Genomic DNA, 17,461 nt, shown 5'->3' on the forward strand with positions numbered 1-17,461 from the left:
AAGAAGAGCCTCAAAATGCCGGACTATGAAATTCTTGCCTTGGGTGACTTCCCGCTTCTGTCAGGCGACGTCCTGAAAGACGCCAAGCTCGCCTATCAGACCTATGGCACCCTGTCGCCCGCGCACGACAACGTCATCGTGCTGCCCACCTTCTACACCGGCACCAATTCCCGCAACGAGGGCTTCTTCGGCGCCGGCCGCGCCATCGACCCGGCAAAGCACTTCATCGTCAGCCCCAACCTGTTTGGCAACGGGCGCTCCTCCTCGCCGTCGAACACCCCTGCGCCGCAAGACGGCCCGCGCTTTCCGCTGGTGCAGATGTGGGACAACATCGCCGCCCAGCACAGGCTGATCCATGATCACCTGGGCATCGAACAAATCGCATTGGTTGCAGGCTGGTCCATGGCCGGCTGCCAGTCTTACCAATGGGCGGCGCAATACCCGGACATGGTGCAGGCGATCCTGCCGTTTTGCGCCTCGGCCAAAACCTCGCCGCACAATTTCGTCTTCCTCGAAGGTGTCAAATCCGCCCTCTGCGCCGACCAAACCTGGCAGGACGGCAACTACACCACCCCGCCCGAGGCAGGCCTCAAGGCCTTTGGCCGGGTCTATGCCGGCTGGGCGTTTTCGCAAACCTTCTACCGCGCGCACCTTTACCGTCAGCTGGGGTTTGAAACCATCGAGGACCTGCTGCAGGACTGGGAGCAGGACCACGTGCAGGGCTGGGACGCCAACAACCTGCTGTCCAAGCTCGCCACCTGGCAGGCCGGCGACATCTCTGCCGGGCCACTCTACAACGGCAATTTCGAAGCCGCATTGAAAGCCATCAAGGCCCGCGCCATCCTGATGCCCTGCACCCAAGACCTCTACTTCCCGCCCGCAGATAACGAGCTTGAGGCCCGCCATATGCCCAACGCCATCTTCCGCCCCTATAACTCCCCCTGGGGCCATTGCGCCGCCAATCCGGGCAATGACGCAGGCTTTACCGCGCGACTGGATGCCAATATCCAAGAGTTGCTGAGCAACTAGCCTCGCAACCGCAAGCACCCTTAATCCGCCCTTGGCGGCAGCCGCCAGTCCCGGTCAGCGTGCACATCGGCAAGGTTCCGGAAACGGGTGCCTCACGCCTGGCTGCTGACCGCTTTCAAAACCGCAGCCGGAACAGGGTGCGGCCGATGTTCCGGTCAAAGACAAACCTGGATACGGAGCCGGTAGGTGTCAGGTTGCGGAAAACGCAACAGCCGCAACAGCAAGATACCTTCCGCCTTTCGCAATGGTCACGATAAGCGCAAAGCGCCAAAGCGGTTCACGCAAGATCCCCGCGGCCAGCGTCAGCGGATCTCCAATCACGGGCACCCAGGACCCGAAAAAACTCCAGCGGCCCCATTTTCCATACCACGCCGAAGCCTGATCCAGCCGCTTAGGCGAAACCGGGAACCAGCGTCGGTCCGAGAAATGCATGAGATACCGCCCCGCCGCCCAGTTGACGATTGAACCCAGGACATTTCCAGCCGTTGCCACCCCCAGAAGCAGCCAAGCCGGGTGGCTGCTGCCGATCAGCATTCCAGCCAGCACGGCCTCTGACTGTGCAGGCAAGAGCGTTGCGGCCACAAAGGCCGCCGCGAATAGACCGGCTAAGGTGGGCATATCAGGAGCGCATGGGCCAGCTGCGGTGCAGATCGTCTATGATAATCTCGTGCTTGTGGCCGCTGGTTCCGTGCTTCCGCAGGTGCGGATGATCAGGCGGCAGATCGTCGTGGGTATGCTCTATTTCCCCGGCTGTTCCGCCTGGCCACTGCACCAGGCAGGCCACGATCCCTGTTCCAGCCAACGCGGCCAGGACCACCAGCGCGGGGATGGCGCCGAACTGTGTCATCAGCCAGCCGGAAAGCGGATAGGTGACAAGCCAGCAGGCATGCGACAGGGCGAACTGCGCGGCAAACACCGCTGGCCTGTCCTCGGGGTGCGCAGAACGTTTCAGCAGCCGGCCTGAAGGGGTCAGCACTGCGGAATACCCGAAGCCCGCAAGCAGCCAGGCGGAAAGCAGAGCCCCCCAGTGCAGGCCTGATGCGGCAGTGACCACAGCGAGCCCCAGCAACGAAAGGATCATGAGCCAAGCACCCGACAGCATGACAGGGCGGTCAGGCACCCGGTCCAGAAGCCTCGGCAGCAGCAGCGCCGCCGCCATGGAGCCCGCCCCGAATGCGAACATCGTCCAGGCCAGCGCGCTTTCCGGCAGGCCGAGCAAACCGCGCACCAGCACGACCGAGTTGACCAGCACCATCGCCCCGGCCGCCGAAACCGCAAGGTTGAGCGCAAGCAGGCCGCGCAGGCGCGGGGTAGCCAGATAGATGCGTATTCCGCGCGTGGTACGGTCATAAATTCCCCGCGGCTGCGCGGCCTGCGGGCTCGGCAGCATCACTGAAACCACCAGAAGCGCGGAAGCGACAAAGCCCGCCGCAGTGCCCAGGAACAGCGTATTGTAGCTCATCAGCGCCAGCAGCAGCGCCGCCATTGTCGGGCTGATGATGTTTTCCAGATCGTAGGCAAGCCGGGAGAGCGAAAGCGCGCGGGTGTAGCGCGCCTCGTCGGGAAGCACATCGGGGATGGTAGCCTGGAACGTCGGCGTGAAGGCCGCCGAGGCAGACTGGAGCAGGAAGATCAGCACATAGACCTGCCAGACCTCGGACACGAAGGGCAAAGCCAGCGCCGCCCCCGCCCGCACCAGGTCAAGCACGACAAGCAGGCGGCGGCGGTTCACCCGGTCCGCAAAGGCACCCGCAACCGGGGCAATCCCCACATAGGCCACCATCTTGATGGTGAAGACCGTGCCCAGCACAATCGCAGCGCTGTCGCCCGCCAAATCGTAGGCCAGCAGCCCGAGTGCGACAGTCGCAAGGCCCGTTCCCAGAAGTGCCACAAGCTGGGCCAGGAAGAGGTGCCGGTAGGTGCGGTCAGACAAAACGTCCAGCATGGTTGCCTCAAAGATAGCGTGAGATGGCCTTGAGTTCGGCCCGGTCGGTTTCGGAGTTTTCCCCGTCCAGGCAGTGATCCATGTGGTCATGGATCAGCACCTGCTTGGCGTTGCGGATGGCTTTCTCCACCGCCTGAAGCTGCTGCGCGATGTCGAGACAGGGGCGCCCGTCATCAATCATGCCGATGACAGATCTCAAATGGCCTTCGGCACGTTTCAGCCGCGCGGAGAGCTTGGGGTGGCTTGCATGTCGGTGTATTTCCATCATAAGAACGAGCTATCCTCCCAGGGAGGATAAAGCAAGATGGCAAGAGCCAAAGGCAGGGACATGGCACAGGCGCGAATTGCCGGAAAATGGACGGGATTGGTGCAGCGGGGCCTGGCCGCTCTCCTCTGCCTGTGCTTTGTGTGCTGGTCTTTCTTGCCAGTCAGGTCCCACATCCCGGATGCGCTTGCTGCAATCCAGGACCATGGGGAGATCATCGAATCCCATGGCCATAGCCACGGGTTCGAAAAAGATCTCGCCTGGGCTCTGCATGGCCACAGCCATGACGTTGCCGATCATGACCACAGCCCGGTGCTGCTTGTCCGCGGCGCCTTCTCCGAAGCGCCGGATATCCCCGAAGCGGCGGTCTCTGCCGCCGGGCCGTCATGGCGCCCGGGTCCCGTTTTTCTCAACAAGCGGCCTCCGCGCGTCTGGATGTCCTGACCAACCCTCAGAACACATCCAAACCAACGGAGAATATCAATGAACTCTGCCCCTTTCGGCAGGCCCAAGCGCCATGCGCGCCCGGGTCCTGTCCTGCTGGCGGCTCTGGTGCTGATCTTCAGCGCCACAATGGCGGCTGCCCATAACGTCACTCCCGGCGATGCCGGCTATATCCAGGAGATCTGGGGGGTGAAGCTGATCCCCTTCATGTATCTCGGCGCCAAGCATATGGTCACTGGCTACGACCATATCCTGTTCCTCTTCGGCGTGGTTTTCTTCCTCTACCGGATGAACCACGTGGCAATCTACGTGAGCCTGTTTGCACTCGGCCATTCCACCACGATGCTGCTTGGCGTCTGGTTCGGCTGGCACGTCAACGCCTTTCTGATCGACGCCATCATCGGGCTTTCGGTGGTCTACAAGGCGCTCGACAACCTCGGCGCTTTCAAGCACTGGTTCGGGGTGCAGCCAAATACCAAAGCCGCAACGCTGATCTTCGGCTTCTTCCACGGGCTGGGGCTGGCGACCAAGATCCTCGACTACGACATCGCCCCCGACGGGCTCTTGGTCAACCTCCTGGCCTTCAACGCCGGCGTCGAAATCGGCCAGGTGCTGGCGCTTTCGGCCATCCTGATCGGGATGAGCTGGTGGCGCCGCTCCGACAGCTTCTGGCGCCACGCCTATACCGCAAATGTCGTGATGATGACGGCTGGCTTTGTGCTGATGGGATATCAGCTGACCGGCCTCGCCCTCTCCCTCTGATCATAGGAAATTCAAACATGTACAACGCAGACAAACCCAAAGCCGAAGACCTGCCCACCCCGGAAAAACTGGTAAAATCCACCGTGATCGCCGCCGCCTCGGCTGCAGCGATCCTGATCACCGTGGTGCTGCCCTCGGAATACGCCATCGACCCCACCGGCATCGGCCGCCTGCTGGGCCTGACCGAAATGGGCGAGATCAAAAACCAGCTTGCCGAAGAGGCCGAAGCCGACCAGCAGGCCGGGCTGCAGCCGTCCGGCGGCTTCATGAGCCTCTTCGCCTCCAGCGCCCAGGCGCAAGAGGCCCCGGCCTGGAAGGATGAGTTTTCCTTCACCCTCACCCCCGGCCAGGGCGTTGAGTGGAAGCTGGTGATGGACAAGGACGCGGAAGCGGTTTTTGACTGGTCAGTTTCCGAGGGCGTGGTGAACTACGACCTGCACGGCGACGGCGGCGGCAATTCGATTTCCTACGAGAAAGGCCGCGGCGTGCCGGGTGCAACCGGCGTTTTGAAGGCAGAGTTCACTGGCAACCACGGCTGGTTCTGGCGCAACCGCACCAGCAACGACGTCACTGTTACTGTCCGCCTGCGCGGCGCATACAGCGGTATCAAACAGACCTACTAAGCATCTGCGCCGCCATTCGCCCCAAAATCGCGGATGGCGGCCTTGCCGCACGTCTCAGCAAATTGTCAGCGTCGCCTTCAAGGGCCGCGGGAAGTGCGCGCACAGGGTGCGTTGTTTGCCGCGAAACTACGTTCTGCCATAGAGCAACAGCTATCCTGACGTGGACCGGAGGCGCGCAGGCAGCTTTTTCAAGACCTAGGTGTTTGATCCCATGGATGGATGGTGCGATCCATTCGATGGAATGGAAGGATGCCCTACGGGACAGTTAGGCCATGGATGCGCCACGTAATGCTGCCGGCAGGCGATTTGCACAACAAATCTGCCAGGAGGGCACGCACGCAATCCGATTTGCTTCGTTCACATCGATCTTGCGGAACTCCGGACCACTGAAGGCAAGCCTGACTTCCGCAGCGGCCGCCAAAACCGCGGCCGGGCTGATCAACGGTCGCTTGCAGGTGCCTGGACAGCTCCCAGCAAGAAGGTCTGAACCTGGCTGAAAATGGGGGAACGGGCAAAGGCCGGGGCGGTTCTTGCAACAATCCTGGCGGGCAGCTCCAGGCCCGCTGGAAACGGGCGCACCAGCTCGCCGCTTTCCAGCAGCGGCTGCACCAGGGCCTCATGCGCGATCAGGACACCGCCGCCATGGCGCGCTTCTTCCAGGGCGACGGCAAACAGCGAATGCACAGTGCCACTGCGGGTGACGGCGCTGCCATCGGGCTGGGCGCTGAGCCACATGTCCCAGTCTTTGGCCCAGGCGCCGTCATGCAGCAGCGTCTCATTGTTCAGATCGGCTAGCGTGCTAAGGCGGGCGGCAATCTCCGGCGCGCAAACCGGGAAGATCCTGTCTTTTGAAACTTCCGTTTCATCGGCGCGCAACGGGCTGGCGCTGTAGAACAATGTCAGGTCAAAGGGTTCGCGCGTGAGATTCGGCGGGGTCTCCATCGCCACGACTGACACCGCAATCTCCGGTGCGGCCTTGCGCAGCCGGCCAAGACGCGGCGGCAGCCACAGCTGGGCAATCGACGGCAGTGCCGCAACCTTGATCTTGCCCGGCGCGGCCTTGGTGCGCAGCGCCTGCACCGCCAGGCCAAGCTGGTCAAAGGCCGCAGTGAACCCCGGCAGCAGTTCCTCTGCCAGCGGTGTCAGCACCACTCCGCGGGCATTGCGGTAGAACAAGGGCGCCTCGGCCCAGGCTTCCAAAGACTTGATATGCTGGGTCACCGCACCGGGGGTGACCGACAGTTCATCCGCCGCAGCGGTGAAGCTACCCAGCCGGGCGGCGGCCTCAAAGGCGCGCAACGCATTCAGATGCGGCCCTTTGGGGCGGATGGGGGCAAGCGCCATGATCTAAGCCTGAGTTTTTCTACGCCAAAATAATAGCAATACTGATTTGCTGTGAACAGGCCTGAAACCGCATCCTTTGGGCAGTTCCACATGTGATGCGGAGGAGCCCTCATGTCGCAGCATTTCACCCAAACCGTCGCCGCCGCCGATCCGCTGGTGGCCGAAGCCCTGGCTGGCGAGAAGTCCCGTCAGCAGGATCAGATCGAGCTCATTGCCTCTGAAAACATCGTCAGCCGCGCGGTGCTGGATGCGCTTGGCCACGAGATGACCAACAAGACGCTGGAAGGCTACCCGGGCAACCGCTTCCACGGCGGCGGCCGTTTTGTCGACGTGGTGGAAGAGGCTGCCATCAGCCGCGCCAAGCAGCTGTTCGGCTGCGATTATGCCAATGTGCAGCCGCACTCCGGTTCGCAGGCCAACCTGGCGGTGTTCTTTCTGCTGCTGAAGCCCGGCGACAAGGTGCTGTCACTGGATCTGGCTGCGGGCGGCCACCTGAGCCACGGCCTGAAAGCCAATCTCTCGGGCCGCTGGTTTGAGCCGCACCACTATGGTGTCGATGCAGAGAGCGAAGTCATCGACTATGACGCGCTGGAACGCCAAGCCGAAAAGATCCGGCCCAAGCTGATCATCACCGGCGGCTCAGCCTATCCGCGGGCAATTGATTTCGAGCGCATGGGGGCGATTGCCAGGAAGGTGGGCGCTTGGTTCCACGTCGACATGGCGCATATCGCGGGCCTGGTTGCCGCCGGTGAACATGCATCGCCGTTCCCGCATGCGGATATCGTCACCTGCACCACCACCAAGACCCTGCGCGGCCCCCGCGGCGGCCTGATCCTCACCAACAACGAGGAATGGTTCAAAAAGCTCCAGTCGGCGGTGTTCCCGGGTGTCCAGGGCTCGATCCACAGTCAGGTGCTGGCGGCCAAGGCGGTCTGCCTGGGCGAAGCGCTGACGGATGGGTTCAAGGCCTATGCAGCGCAGGTGAAGGCCAATGCGGCCACGCTGGCAACCACCCTGCAAAAGCGCGGCCTGCGGATCGTCTCCGGCGGCACCGACACCCACCTGGTGCTGGTCGACCTCAGCCCCAAGGGCATCACCGGCAAACGTGCAGAGGCGGTGCTGGATAAAGCCAACATCACCGCCAACAAAAACGCCATCCCGAACGACAGCCCGCGCCCGCCCGAGTGGGTCGGCCTGCGGCTCGGCGCCGGAGCCGCAACCACCCGCGGCATGAAGGAGGCGGAGTTCGAGGCGCTGGGTGAAATGATCGCGGACCTGGTGGAAGCAGAGGCGGCCGGGGATACGGATGCCGCCGTGGCGCACTGTGCCGCGCAAGTGGCCGGGCTCTGCGCCGCTTTCCCAGTCTACCGCGGCTGACGCCCGCGTTCTCCCCGGCAGGCCAGCCACGGCCTGCTGACCCGGCCCCGCCGCGCTCCATTTCGCGGCGGGGCTTTTTCCTGCCGCAAACACGTTTCCTGCCCGGCGCATTTCCAGGTGGCGGCTGCGGCGAATCCAGGCATTGTGCCTGCAATCAAGAGGACAAGGATATGGATGAAACCCTGCTGCGCCGTCTGCAATCGCTGCAGCCGCTGATGTGGATCAACCCCGTGGCGGGCCCTGTTGCGTCAGCACAGGTGCCGGTGCGGCCAGAACAAGTGGCGGAAGCCGAAGCCAATTGGCGCGCGCTGGCCCCGCTGCTGCAGCATTGCTTTGCTGAACTGGAGCAAAGCGGCGGCGTGATTGCCTCGGACCTCATCGAATCGGCGGATCTGGCCGTGGCCATGGGGCACGGCGCCGGGCGGTATTTTATAAAGGGCGACCATGCCTTGCCGGTTGCTGGTTCGGTCAAGGCGCGCGGCGGTGTTTACGAAGTCTTCCTGCATGGATTGTCACTTGCACGGGAGCTGGGGCTGGTTGCACCGGATGCCGCACCGGAAGCGCTGGCGTCCGGGACCGTTCGTGATCGTTTCGGCAGCTACACGGTGGCGGTAGGCTCGACCGGCAATCTGGGATTGAGTGTTGGGATCGCCGCCCGGGCGCTTGGTTTCCGTGCGGTGGTGCATATGTCGGCGGATGCCAAACCCTGGAAGGTCGAGCGCCTGCGCCGCCATGGGGTTGAGGTGGTGCAGCATCAGGCGGATTACGGCACCGCGGTGGCCTCAGCCCGGCAGCAGGCGGAGGCGGATCCCTCGATCTATTTCGTAGATGACGAGCGCTCGGAGCTGCTGTTCTTTGGCTATTCCGCCGCCGCCGCTGAACTGCGTGATCAACTGGCAGAACGAAGCATCACAGTGGACGCAGAGCATCCGCTGTTCCTCTATCTGCCCTGCGGCATCGGCGGCGCACCGGGTGGCGTGGCTTACGGTCTGAAACAGGTGTTCGGCGACCATGCCCACTGCTTCTTTGCCGAGCCGGTCCAATCGCCTTGCGCGCTGGTGCAGCTGGCTTCGGGGCTGGAGAAGGTGGTCAATGTCTATGACGCGGGCCTCACCAACAAGACCGAAGCTGACGGCATGGCGGTGGCCGAGGTGAGTCAGTTTGTGGCCCAAGTCATGCGGCCGCTGCTGAGCGGAGTCTATACGGTGGCCGACGATGACCTGTTCCGCTGGCTTGCGCTGGCGCAGGACCATGCCGGGCTGCAGCTGGAACCCTCGGCGGCAGCTTGCCTTGGGGGGCCGCAGATGCTGTTTTCAACTGCGGAAGGCCAAGGCTACTTGGCGCAGCACGGGCTAGTGCCCCCCGCAGGGCAAGGCACTCATGTGATGTGGGCCACAGGCGGGTGTCTGGTACCCAAGAGCGAATACCAGGGTTTCTTGCAGCGGGGCCGGGTTCTGCTTGTCTGACAGCCGCCCCGGTGTAACGCAACTTACGCGCCTGGGTTGGCATCTGCATGACGTGCTCCCGGTTCCAATTCGCAAAGTTGAACTTGGAGGAAAAGCCGCTGGCAATGCAAACTTCCAGCATCGGCAGATCGGTCTGGCTGGGCAGCTGATGCGCGTGCTCCAGCCGGATGTTGCGGCAGACGGCCATCGGGGTTTCTCCAAGCTTGCTGCGGGAACTGCGCGCAAATTGGCGCGGCGGCACCTCCAGGGCTTTGGCCAGCAAGCGCCCGGGGACCGGGTTTTCAACACTGGCCTGCATCATTTCCAAGCCGCGCACCACAAAGGGGCTGCCTTCGGCCAGCTGGCGGTATCAAAACAAGTGCTTGCGCCCTGCTGAAGGTCCGCTTTTGCTGGAAGGCTCGGAAAAGCTCGCACATGCAGCGATCGGCGCCAAGCATGTCAACTTAACGGCAAGTTTGGACTAACTGCTGTCTTGGAGCAGGCTGATGTGAAACTCTATCTTTTCACTGTTGCAGAAAGCGGCGGCTGCCCCCATCGCCGTGCATGAAGCTACCTGGCCCCCGAATATGCAGGCGCAGCAAAACGAAAGCGCCTGTGCTCTGTTTCCGCAATGCAGTCGGCCTCTGCCACAATGCTCCAACCCAGATATAGAAAAGGCGCCCGCCGGGCGCCCTATATGTAGATCTTGGCGAGAACTCATGCCGAAACGGTGGGAACTCGATCAAGATTTACATACAGCCTCAGTGCGTCCAGGGCCCGCGGCGGTTGGTAGCGAAGTTCTCGCCATAGCCGCCGGCGCGGATGTTGGCCTTGCGCAGTTTCGGCTCCACGACCTGGGCGTCGATGCCGTGGTCCTTGGCGTATTCCAGCGCCGCTTCCTTGCTGTCGAACCGCAGTTTGACCTGCGCCTGGGTGTCGGTGGAAGAAGTCCAGCCCATCAGCGGATCCACTTCCCGGGCAGACGCAGGCGCGTATTCCAGAACCCATTTCCGCGTCTTCGCCATGCCCGAGGTCATGGCGTTGCGTGCCGGCCGGTAAATCCGCGCTTGCATGGGCTGTCTCTCCTTGAGTCTCAATCCGGGTCTTTTATGCGCCGGATGCGCCGCTGCGGCAAGGTGGCAAATGCACCGCATTTCTGTGGTTTTGCGCCGCTGCCACAGGTGTTTAGGCCTCGTGGCTCCGAATGCCCCTTGAACCGGAACAAAAACAGACCAAAATCAGCGCCGTTCCAAGGAGTCGCCCGATGCCCTATGCCCATTCCGACAAGACCATGCCGATGATGACCCAGCGCGCGCCGCAGCAGCGGCCCAAGCTGGAGGGCGGCAAGCGGTTTGTCATGAATACCACCTTCGATCCCGCAGGCGACCAGCCCACCGCGATCAAGGAACTGTCCCAGGGCGTGCTGGAGGGCGAGCGCAACCAGGTGCTCTTGGGCGCCACCGGCACCGGCAAGACCTTCACCATGGCCAAGGTGATCGAGGAAACCCAGCGCCCGGCGATCATCCTCGCCCCCAACAAGACGCTGGCGGCGCAACTGTACGGCGAATTCAAGGGCTTCTTCCCGGAGAACTCGGTCGAATACTTCGTCTCCTTCTACGACTACTACCAGCCGGAGGCCTATGTCCCGCGCTCCGACACCTATATCGAGAAGGAAAGCCAGATCAACGAGCAGATCGACCGGATGCGCCACTCCGCCACGCGGGCCCTCTTGGAACGCGACGACGTGATCATCATCGCCTCCGTCAGCTGCATCTACGGCATCGGCTCGGTCGAGACCTACTCCGCCATGACCCAGGACCTGAAGGCGGGCGAAATGTACGACCAGCGCCAGATCATGGCTGACCTCGTCGCCCAGCAGTACAAACGCAATGACCAGGCCTTTCAGCGCGGCTCCTTCCGGGTCCGCGGCGACACGCTGGAAATCTTCCCCGCCCACCTCGAGGACCGCGCCTGGAAACTCTCCTTCTTCGGCGAGGAGCTGGAGCAGATCACCGAGTTTGACCCGCTGACGGGCGAAAAGACCGGCACGTTTGAGCAGATCCGCGTCTATGCGAACTCCCACTACGTGACGCCCAAGCCGACCCTCAACCAGGCCGTCATCTCGATCAAGGCCGAGCTGAAACAGCGCCTCGACGGCCTTGTGAACGACGGCAAACTTTTGGAGGCGCAGCGGCTGGAGCAGCGCACCAACTTCGACATCGAAATGCTGGAGGCGACAGGCCACTGCAACGGCATCGAAAACTACTCCCGCTACCTGACCGGCCGCGCCCCGGGTGAGCCGCCCCCCACCCTGTTCGAATTCATCCCCGACAACGCCATCGTCTTTGCCGATGAATCCCACGTCTCCGTCCCGCAGATCGGCGGCATGTACAAGGGCGACCACCGGCGCAAATTCACCCTGGCCGAACACGGCTTCCGCCTGCCGTCCTGCATGGACAACAGACCCCTCAAGTTCGAGGAATGGGACGCCATGCGCCCGCAGTCGGTCTTTGTCTCCGCGACGCCTGCAGGCTGGGAGATGGAGCAATCCGGCGGTGTCTTCACCGAACAGGTGATCCGCCCCACCGGCCTTCTGGATCCGGAGGTCGAAATCCGCCCCGTCGGCATGCAGGTGGACGACCTCTTGGACGAAATCCGCAAAGTCACCGCAAACGGCTTCCGCACCCTGGTCACCACGCTGACCAAACGCATGGCCGAGGACCTCACTGAATACCTGCACGAACAGGGCATCAAGGTCCGCTACATGCACTCCGACATCGACACGCTGGAGCGGATCGAAATCCTGCGGGACCTGCGCCTCGGCGCCTTCGACGTGCTGATCGGCATCAACCTCCTGCGCGAGGGCCTGGATATACCCGAATGCGGGCTGGTCGCCATTCTGGACGCCGACAAGGAAGGCTTCCTGCGCTCCGAGACCTCGCTGATCCAGACCATCGGCCGCGCCGCGCGGAACGCCGACGGCCGCGTCATCATGTATGCCGACAAGATCACCGGCTCGATGGAGCGTGCGATCGGCGAAACCAACCGCCGCCGCGAAAAGCAGATCGCCTACAACCTCGAGCACGGCATCACCCCCGAAACGGTCAAGAAAAACGTCGAGGATGTTCTGGCCGGCCTTTACGAGGGCGATGTGGACATGAATTGCGTCACCGCCACGGTCGACAAGCCGATGCACGGCGCCAACCTGGAGGCGCATCTGAACGGGTTGCGCGACGAGATGCGCAAGGCCGCGGAGAACCTCGAATTCGAAGAAGCCGCCCGCCTGCGCGACGAGGTCAAACGGCTGGAAGCGGTCGACCTCGCCATCTCCGACGACCCGCTGGCGCGGCAATCGGCGGTGGAGGCCGCGTCCGAGGCCGCAGTCAAATCGCGCGGGCGGTCAACGGCCGGCAAGGCCGGGACGCGGGCGTACAGTGGGAAATCGCAGAAGAAGTTTTCGTAGGGAGCCACTAGTCTGAAAAGGGCTGCGTTGGTTTCGCGTTGAGAGGGCACTAAGTTGACCTCTCCTTTTACTCGAATCATTTCTACCGTGCACTGGACCTCCCCACTCCATGCATCGAAGAATTTTTCTGTTTAAATTCAGCAAGCAAGGCCGACAGAGACCCGTCACCTCGGGTAATGATTGCATCCACCAAATTCTCTTGCGCTATTTTACTGATTATTTTCAACATGTTACACAAATCAAAATGTTTAGTGTACGTACAGTAGACATACACATACGTCAAATTGAAGAATTTGCACTCCATGGCGTAATCAGGTATTGCCACCACCACCAGCCCGCGCTATATATTGTGCAAGACACACCAGAGGGCACAAGAATGGAAGATTTCATGCTTACATTGGAAGGGGACGGGATTACGGTGAAGCGTCCCGTAGATCGCGCCACTGCCCTAGCGATTTTGAATAGTGTTCTGGCGCCAACCTCCCACAGAGGTGCGCCAGCACCGCGGGATGATGTCAATAATCAAGCAGAGGAAATAGTCGGCCACCCCCTGTCTGGGCGCCTCCCGCCTGCTGTAGCACCACAGGGCTCTTTCTCCTCGGACACTGCTCAATTACCGACACCGCAGATGCCGGCGCCACCGCGTGAAAAACCGCTCTCTTTGAGGGAATACGTAAATGAATTTGAACCCAAAACTAACGCTCAAATCATCTTATGTATTGCTCAATACTTGGCGGACCATGAGAGCCTAGAAAGATTTAAGCGTGATCACATAAAACCCAAGTTCCCTTCTGCCGGGGAAGCTCTTCCCAAGAACTATTCAAGAGACTTCCAGACAGCGATGGACAAGGGTTGGATTGGTACTGATCCAATGGACAAAAGCTTGTTTTTTGTGACACGCACTGGTGAGCAGCAATTGCAAACCGGTTTTAAAGGCAAGCGAAATTGAAGGAATTGGCACTCCCGTCCAAAAGGAGATCGCCTTGCGGGAATACCCGCACACCGCGGCTCTGCTAGAGGTGGACTCCACCCCCACACTCTAGCAGACCACAATAATTCTGTTAGCTCAGGTCACTTCAAATTGCAATATTAAGTGCAGCTGGCTGTGAGTTAGAACTCAATTCGTGTACTCAAGACCTAAAATACGTCATTTGGTACATTCACAACCGTCACCTTACAAAAGAACGATACACAGTTTTACTTTGCAACTCCTCAGAAAAATCACGAGAACCAATTAACCATCTGCTAACAAACAAAGTTTCGCAGCGAAACCCCTTTTCCTTTACATCCCGCCCCCCTCCGCCGCCCCTCCCCCTTGCCCGACTCACCCCTCCTGCCCCACACTGTCAGGCACCGTAAACCTGCGCGCGCCCCGGCTTGCCGCTTGCTGCGCCCAGGGCTGCTGCCGCCGCCTGATCAGTGAGCCAGAACGCTCCCGCGGCGCCCATGACCTGCGCCACCAGCGGCCGGGGTCCCGCCCCAGACAGGAGGACCCTTCGATGATTGCCTCACGCCTGAAACATCATCTGGAGGCACAGGGATTGCCCTTTGCCACCGTCCGCCACCCCTATACCGCAACCGCCTCTGAGTGCGCCGAAGCCGCCCATGTGCCGGGCGGCCACCTGGCCAAATCGGTGCTAATCCACATGGAGGAAGGCCCCTTCCTGGCGGTGATCCCCTCCGACCAGAAGGTCGATCTGCACAAGCTGCAGTCGATGGTCGACCGCCGCCTGGGCCTGGCACCGGAGATTGAACTCGATCAGGTCTTTGACGACTGCGACCCGGGCGCGGCGCCCTGCGTCGGCGCCGCCTATATGGTGCCCACGATCATCGACGACAGCCTCACCGGGCTCGACAAGGTCTGGTTCGAGGCCGGCGACCACAAGACGCTGGTGGAAATGAAGGGCGCCGATTTCGACACCCTGATGAAGGATGCCAAACACGGCTCCTTCTGCACGATGCATTGACCGGGCGCTGACACCCCGGCCTGCCGCCCCCGCGCTGGGGCGGCCCGTCCGGCAATTGTCAGAAGTCGAACAGATCTTCCAGGAAGTTCTTCTTTTTCTTCTTATAGTATTTCTTCTCATAGCGCGGCTCATGATCGCGGCCGCGGCCGCGCTCCTCATAGCGCTGCGGCTGCGGCGCAGGCTGCACCGGCTGTGCCGACCGTTCGATGATCTTGTCCAGCTCGCCCCGGTCCAGCCACACGCCGCGGCATCTGGGGCAATAGTCGATCTCCACGCCGGCGCGGTCGGACATGACAAGTTCGGTTCCGTCAATCGGGCACTGCATTCATCTCTCCTTGCACAACTGCTGCGTCTCAGGTGGGCAGCGCCGGGGCTGCTTGCAAGGCAACAGCAGCGTAAAAACCCGGGGATTGCGGGATTCCGCCCGTTTTCAGATGCCTGACCCATGGTAAGCTTCCCCCAGAACCAAGGAGGCGCATATGAGCAGCAAGACCATCCAGGCGGGTGTCCTGACCCTGATCCTTGCCAGCACCCCGGCATTTGCCGGCGAAGGCGGCGGCGGCGGCAGCCGGGACAGCGGAATGAACCGTGGCGGCGGCCAGCAAAGCGGGCTGAATTCCCGCGCCACCAAAGCTGTTGTGACCACCCTGACCCGCGGTTTTGACCGCTGCGGAACCCTGCCTCAGGTCTATAAATTCGACTGCTTCCGCCAGACCTACAGGCTGGCCGCCCAAAAGCTGGACGGCAACCATTCCTACGCCGAAGCCACCAAGGCGCTGGAACTGGTGGAAGATACCCTGACCCGGGCCGTCAAGCAGAACCTCGACCCCAGCCAGAACCCCAAACGCAAGGGGCTGAACCTCTACCGCGCGGTCAAACCCGCCGCCGTGCCGCAGATCAAGCGGCAGACCGAACGGGCGATGCAGCAGGCAGAGACCATCCTGCTGCGGTCCCCCTCGGACAAAAAGGTGCATTATGCCCGCATCGCCGAGGCGGTGAATTCCAACAAGGTGCTGCTGCGCTCAGCAATGCTGCCGGGGGCTGCGGTCCGGCTCGCCTGGCAGCTTCTCAAAAAGGCGGTTCCAGTCTGACCGCCTCCCCCCCTTCAGCGCACCACATGCACAGCGCAGGCCGCGTGACGCACCACATGGCCGGCGGTTGACCCCCACAAAAGATCCTGCATCGACGGACGGTGCGAGGCGAGGATGATCAGGTCAGGGCTGTTCTGCTCCGCCCAGTCCAGAATGGTGCGGCCGGAATGGCCCTCGATCAGCACGCCTTGGGCATTGGGCAGGGTCTGGGCCAGCCCGTCCAGTTCGGCCTGCAGCGCCTTGCGGGTGCCCTCCATGAAGTCCGCCGGGATATAGGAGATCGCATAGGCCGGAACCTGTTCGATCACATGCAGCAATGTCACTTTGGCGCCGGGCGCGGACAGCAGCCGGGCCACCTTCAGGGGTCCGGACACATCCCGCTCCGGGTCAAAGGACACGGGCACCAGAATGTTGTGATACATGGCAAACCTCCATCGGTTGATGACTGTGCAAGCATAACAGTATCAGCGGATGCCTGCCTTGAGCGGCGTCAAGACAGGCGGAAGGGGGCAATGCGGCCGCCTGGCCCAGGGGTCTGGCCCTAGCTGTCAAACACCTCAGCCACGTCATACATGACCGGTTCAAAACTGCGGCACAGCTCGTTGATCTTGCGGTTGCGTTCGCGCATCTCCGGGCTGCGCAGCATCGCCATGAAATCCTCCCGGCGGCGCCATTGGGAATAATTGGCTATCCGGGTCTGCGCATCATTCACATGCAGGCCGGCAGAAATGAAACCGGGCTGTTTCGAGATGAATTCGGAATAGGCGTCCTGCAGCGCCTCCAGCAGATCCTGGCACGTCCCCGGCGACATCTCGAAGGTGGTGATAACGGTCTGGATATCAGCGGTTTTTGCTATTTTTGGCATTGGCTCCTCCGTTGACTGATCCCAGCCTACGCCCGTTCGCGCGCCAAGCGCACGTCTTTTTTGGAAACACACCTTTAAAGAGCGGTTAACGATTTTCATTCAATTTTAAGAAACTTCACCTGCCACGCTGTGTCCGACAAGAGGCCTTGGGATGATTTCCGCCAGTGCCGCCCGCCCGGTTCTGATACTGTGCCTGGTCCTGGCTGCGCTTCCGGCGCAGCCGGTCCAGGCCGGAGCGTGGCTGGAGCAGCCGGGTGCGGGATTTGCATCAGTCAGCGCCACCTACCGGCAGGCAGGAAACGGCAGCAGCCATGAGCTGGGCTATTATGCGGCCTATGGGCTGACACCCAGGCTCACGCTCGGGGCGGACCTCAACCAGGCGGCGGAGGTCTCCGGCCATGCGCTGGTCTTTGCCCGGCTGTCGCTGCACAGCAGCAGCCGCTACCGGCTGGCGGCTGAGGTGGCTATTGGCGGCAATCACACGGGCGGCGTGTGGCAGATGATGCAAAAGACAACCCTTTCCTACGGGCAGACGATCAGGGCGGCGGGCAGCGATGGCTGGCTGTCCATTGAAGCCGCCTATGAGCTGCGCAACAACGGGCTGGATGCGGCCTGGAAACTGGACGCCACCCTGGGCCTGAACCGTAGGGGCAAAGCCGCCCCGATGCTGCAGATCGAAACCTCGAAACCCGAGGGCGGCCGGTTCTCCTATGCGCTGACCCCCGCCCTGCGCTACCCGCTGAAGCAGCGGCGGGAGCTGATCCTGGGACTGGAATACCGGCAGTCCGGCCAGCAAAGCCTTGGCCTGGAGCTGGGGCTGTGGCAGAGGTTCTGAACCCTG

At 61.9% G+C, this 17,461-nt stretch carries 19 protein-coding genes and 1 pseudogene; 11 read left to right on the forward strand and 9 right to left on the reverse strand.

Annotation, left to right across the window (positions count from 1 at the left end; all coding sequences use genetic code 11):
• Nucleotides 1-15: 15 nt before the first annotated feature.
• Entirely contained in the window at nucleotides 16-1,029 is a 1,014-nt protein-coding gene (locus tag ACXAEK_RS01605; RefSeq protein ID WP_475039434.1) for an alpha/beta fold hydrolase, read from the forward strand.
• Between the two features lie 189 nt (nucleotides 1,030-1,218).
• Here the strand turns inward: ACXAEK_RS01605 and ACXAEK_RS01610 are convergent, their stop codons facing one another.
• From ACXAEK_RS01610 to ACXAEK_RS01620, 3 genes are read right to left on the reverse strand one after another with little or no spacing between them, the layout of a single operon-like run.
• Nucleotides 1,219-1,647: a YqaA family protein gene (locus ACXAEK_RS01610; protein WP_475039436.1), complete on the reverse strand. Its 429-nt coding sequence runs from the start codon at nucleotides 1,645-1,647 to the stop codon at nucleotides 1,219-1,221.
• A gap of 1 nt (nucleotide 1,648) precedes the next feature.
• A complete protein-coding gene (locus ACXAEK_RS01615; RefSeq protein ID WP_475039438.1) occupies nucleotides 1,649-2,974 on the reverse strand; it encodes an MFS transporter in 1,326 nt (441 codons plus the stop codon).
• Between the two features lie 7 nt (nucleotides 2,975-2,981).
• Entirely contained in the window at nucleotides 2,982-3,242 is a 261-nt protein-coding gene (locus ACXAEK_RS01620; protein WP_475039440.1) for a metal-sensing transcriptional repressor, read from the reverse strand.
• Between the two features lie 36 nt (nucleotides 3,243-3,278).
• Here ACXAEK_RS01620 and ACXAEK_RS01625 point away from each other — a divergent pair, with 36 nt between their 5' ends.
• The 3 genes from ACXAEK_RS01625 to ACXAEK_RS01635 are packed head-to-tail and all read left to right on the forward strand — an operon-like array spanning nucleotide 3,279 to nucleotide 5,068.
• Nucleotides 3,279-3,683, forward strand: coding sequence for a hypothetical protein (locus ACXAEK_RS01625; RefSeq protein WP_475039442.1), 405 nt, complete (start codon nucleotides 3,279-3,281; stop codon nucleotides 3,681-3,683).
• A 39-nt stretch (nucleotides 3,684-3,722) separates the two neighbouring features.
• Nucleotides 3,723-4,445 (forward strand): HupE/UreJ family protein, encoded by a 723-nt coding sequence (locus ACXAEK_RS01630; protein ID WP_475039444.1) that lies wholly within the window; start codon nucleotides 3,723-3,725, stop codon nucleotides 4,443-4,445.
• 17 nt (nucleotides 4,446-4,462) lie between these two features.
• Complete coding sequence (locus ACXAEK_RS01635; protein WP_475039446.1) at nucleotides 4,463-5,068, forward strand: transmembrane anchor protein; 606 nt, start codon at nucleotides 4,463-4,465, stop codon at nucleotides 5,066-5,068.
• A gap of 438 nt (nucleotides 5,069-5,506) precedes the next feature.
• Here the strand turns inward: ACXAEK_RS01635 and ACXAEK_RS01640 are convergent, their stop codons facing one another.
• Nucleotides 5,507-6,412: a LysR substrate-binding domain-containing protein gene (locus ACXAEK_RS01640; protein WP_475039447.1), complete on the reverse strand. Its 906-nt coding sequence runs from the start codon at nucleotides 6,410-6,412 to the stop codon at nucleotides 5,507-5,509.
• Between the two features lie 111 nt (nucleotides 6,413-6,523).
• On the opposite strand from ACXAEK_RS01640, the gene ACXAEK_RS01645 reads away from it, so the two are divergent.
• Both ACXAEK_RS01645 and ACXAEK_RS01650 read left to right on the forward strand, forming a co-directional pair.
• On the forward strand, nucleotides 6,524-7,789 hold the full coding sequence (locus ACXAEK_RS01645) for a serine hydroxymethyltransferase (protein ID WP_475039448.1): 1,266 nt from the start codon (nucleotides 6,524-6,526) through the stop codon (nucleotides 7,787-7,789).
• Nucleotides 7,790-7,959: 170 nt separating this feature from the next.
• Entirely contained in the window at nucleotides 7,960-9,255 is a 1,296-nt protein-coding gene (locus ACXAEK_RS01650; protein ID WP_475039449.1) for a D-serine ammonia-lyase, read from the forward strand.
• 82 nt (nucleotides 9,256-9,337) lie between these two features.
• On the opposite strand, the pseudogene ACXAEK_RS01655 reads toward ACXAEK_RS01650, so the two are convergent.
• Together ACXAEK_RS01655 and ACXAEK_RS01660 are read right to left on the reverse strand one after the other, a co-directional pair.
• Nucleotides 9,338-9,556: pseudogene (locus ACXAEK_RS01655) on the reverse strand (helix-turn-helix domain-containing protein); the annotation flags it as partial.
• Nucleotides 9,557-9,995: 439 nt separating this feature from the next.
• On the reverse strand, nucleotides 9,996-10,307 hold the full coding sequence (locus tag ACXAEK_RS01660; RefSeq protein WP_475039451.1) for an ETC complex I subunit: 312 nt from the start codon (nucleotides 10,305-10,307) through the stop codon (nucleotides 9,996-9,998).
• 191 nt (nucleotides 10,308-10,498) lie between these two features.
• Between ACXAEK_RS01660 and uvrB the strand changes: the two genes are divergently transcribed.
• The 3 genes from uvrB to ACXAEK_RS01675 all read left to right on the forward strand — a co-directional run bounded on the left by uvrB (nucleotide 10,499) and on the right by ACXAEK_RS01675 (nucleotide 14,664).
• On the forward strand, nucleotides 10,499-12,697 hold the full coding sequence (uvrB, locus tag ACXAEK_RS01665) for an excinuclease ABC subunit UvrB (protein WP_475039453.1): 2,199 nt from the start codon (nucleotides 10,499-10,501) through the stop codon (nucleotides 12,695-12,697).
• A 376-nt stretch (nucleotides 12,698-13,073) separates the two neighbouring features.
• Nucleotides 13,074-13,646, forward strand: a complete 573-nt coding sequence (locus ACXAEK_RS01670; RefSeq protein WP_475039455.1) for a basic helix-loop-helix domain-containing protein — start codon at nucleotides 13,074-13,076, stop codon at nucleotides 13,644-13,646.
• Between the two features lie 550 nt (nucleotides 13,647-14,196).
• Nucleotides 14,197-14,664 carry an aminoacyl-tRNA deacylase gene (locus ACXAEK_RS01675; RefSeq protein ID WP_475039456.1) on the forward strand — a complete coding sequence of 156 codons (468 nt, stop codon included), beginning with the start codon at nucleotides 14,197-14,199 and terminating at the stop codon, nucleotides 14,662-14,664.
• 58 nt (nucleotides 14,665-14,722) lie between these two features.
• On the opposite strand, the gene ACXAEK_RS01680 is transcribed toward ACXAEK_RS01675, so the two are convergent.
• On the reverse strand, nucleotides 14,723-14,989 hold the full coding sequence (locus ACXAEK_RS01680; RefSeq protein WP_475039458.1) for a TFIIB-type zinc ribbon-containing protein: 267 nt from the start codon (nucleotides 14,987-14,989) through the stop codon (nucleotides 14,723-14,725).
• A 154-nt stretch (nucleotides 14,990-15,143) separates the two neighbouring features.
• Here ACXAEK_RS01680 and ACXAEK_RS01685 point away from each other — a divergent pair, with 154 nt between their 5' ends.
• Nucleotides 15,144-15,755: a hypothetical protein gene (locus ACXAEK_RS01685; protein ID WP_475039460.1), complete on the forward strand. Its 612-nt coding sequence runs from the start codon at nucleotides 15,144-15,146 to the stop codon at nucleotides 15,753-15,755.
• A gap of 14 nt (nucleotides 15,756-15,769) precedes the next feature.
• On the opposite strand, the gene ACXAEK_RS01690 is transcribed toward ACXAEK_RS01685, so the two are convergent.
• The gene (locus ACXAEK_RS01690; protein ID WP_475039462.1) at nucleotides 15,770-16,177 is read right to left on the reverse strand and encodes a universal stress protein; all 408 of its coding nucleotides are present in this window, start codon (nucleotides 16,175-16,177) and stop codon (nucleotides 15,770-15,772) included.
• Nucleotides 16,178-16,296: 119 nt separating this feature from the next.
• On the reverse strand, nucleotides 16,297-16,620 hold the full coding sequence (locus ACXAEK_RS01695) for an antibiotic biosynthesis monooxygenase family protein (protein ID WP_475039463.1): 324 nt from the start codon (nucleotides 16,618-16,620) through the stop codon (nucleotides 16,297-16,299).
• 151 nt (nucleotides 16,621-16,771) lie between these two features.
• Here ACXAEK_RS01695 and ACXAEK_RS01700 point away from each other — a divergent pair, with 151 nt between their 5' ends.
• Complete coding sequence (locus ACXAEK_RS01700; RefSeq protein ID WP_475039465.1) at nucleotides 16,772-17,455, forward strand: hypothetical protein; 684 nt, start codon at nucleotides 16,772-16,774, stop codon at nucleotides 17,453-17,455.
• Nucleotides 17,456-17,461 lie beyond the last annotated feature (6 nt).

The organism is Leisingera sp. ABM4_101 (assembly GCF_056158725.1).

What these genes read in the sequence shown, in the direction of transcription:
- ACXAEK_RS01675 (WP_475039456.1), top strand. Translation starts at nt 14,197, where the DNA reads ATGATTGCCTCACGCCTGAAACATCATCTGGAGGCACAGGGATTGCCC.
- ACXAEK_RS01660 (WP_475039451.1), bottom strand. Translation starts at nt 10,307, where the DNA reads ATGCAAGCGCGGATTTACCGGCCGGCACGCAACGCCATGACCTCGGGC.
- ACXAEK_RS01645 (WP_475039448.1), top strand. Translation starts at nt 6,524, where the DNA reads ATGTCGCAGCATTTCACCCAAACCGTCGCCGCCGCCGATCCGCTGGTG.
- ACXAEK_RS01670 (WP_475039455.1), top strand. Translation starts at nt 13,074, where the DNA reads ATGGAAGATTTCATGCTTACATTGGAAGGGGACGGGATTACGGTGAAG.
- ACXAEK_RS01640 (WP_475039447.1), bottom strand. Translation starts at nt 6,412, where the DNA reads ATGGCGCTTGCCCCCATCCGCCCCAAAGGGCCGCATCTGAATGCGTTG.
- ACXAEK_RS01650 (WP_475039449.1), top strand. Translation starts at nt 7,960, where the DNA reads ATGGATGAAACCCTGCTGCGCCGTCTGCAATCGCTGCAGCCGCTGATG.
- ACXAEK_RS01680 (WP_475039458.1), bottom strand. Translation starts at nt 14,989, where the DNA reads ATGCAGTGCCCGATTGACGGAACCGAACTTGTCATGTCCGACCGCGCC.
- ACXAEK_RS01635 (WP_475039446.1), top strand. Translation starts at nt 4,463, where the DNA reads ATGTACAACGCAGACAAACCCAAAGCCGAAGACCTGCCCACCCCGGAA.
- ACXAEK_RS01690 (WP_475039462.1), bottom strand. Translation starts at nt 16,177, where the DNA reads ATGTATCACAACATTCTGGTGCCCGTGTCCTTTGACCCGGAGCGGGAT.
- ACXAEK_RS01700 (WP_475039465.1), top strand. Translation starts at nt 16,772, where the DNA reads ATGATTTCCGCCAGTGCCGCCCGCCCGGTTCTGATACTGTGCCTGGTC.
- ACXAEK_RS01685 (WP_475039460.1), top strand. Translation starts at nt 15,144, where the DNA reads ATGAGCAGCAAGACCATCCAGGCGGGTGTCCTGACCCTGATCCTTGCC.
- ACXAEK_RS01615 (WP_475039438.1), bottom strand. Translation starts at nt 2,974, where the DNA reads ATGCTGGACGTTTTGTCTGACCGCACCTACCGGCACCTCTTCCTGGCC.
- ACXAEK_RS01610 (WP_475039436.1), bottom strand. Translation starts at nt 1,647, where the DNA reads ATGCCCACCTTAGCCGGTCTATTCGCGGCGGCCTTTGTGGCCGCAACG.
- ACXAEK_RS01625 (WP_475039442.1), top strand. Translation starts at nt 3,279, where the DNA reads ATGGCAAGAGCCAAAGGCAGGGACATGGCACAGGCGCGAATTGCCGGA.
- ACXAEK_RS01620 (WP_475039440.1), bottom strand. Translation starts at nt 3,242, where the DNA reads ATGATGGAAATACACCGACATGCAAGCCACCCCAAGCTCTCCGCGCGG.
- uvrB (WP_475039453.1), top strand. Translation starts at nt 10,499, where the DNA reads ATGCCCTATGCCCATTCCGACAAGACCATGCCGATGATGACCCAGCGC.
- ACXAEK_RS01630 (WP_475039444.1), top strand. Translation starts at nt 3,723, where the DNA reads ATGAACTCTGCCCCTTTCGGCAGGCCCAAGCGCCATGCGCGCCCGGGT.
- ACXAEK_RS01695 (WP_475039463.1), bottom strand. Translation starts at nt 16,620, where the DNA reads ATGCCAAAAATAGCAAAAACCGCTGATATCCAGACCGTTATCACCACC.
- ACXAEK_RS01605 (WP_475039434.1), top strand. Translation starts at nt 16, where the DNA reads ATGCCGGACTATGAAATTCTTGCCTTGGGTGACTTCCCGCTTCTGTCA.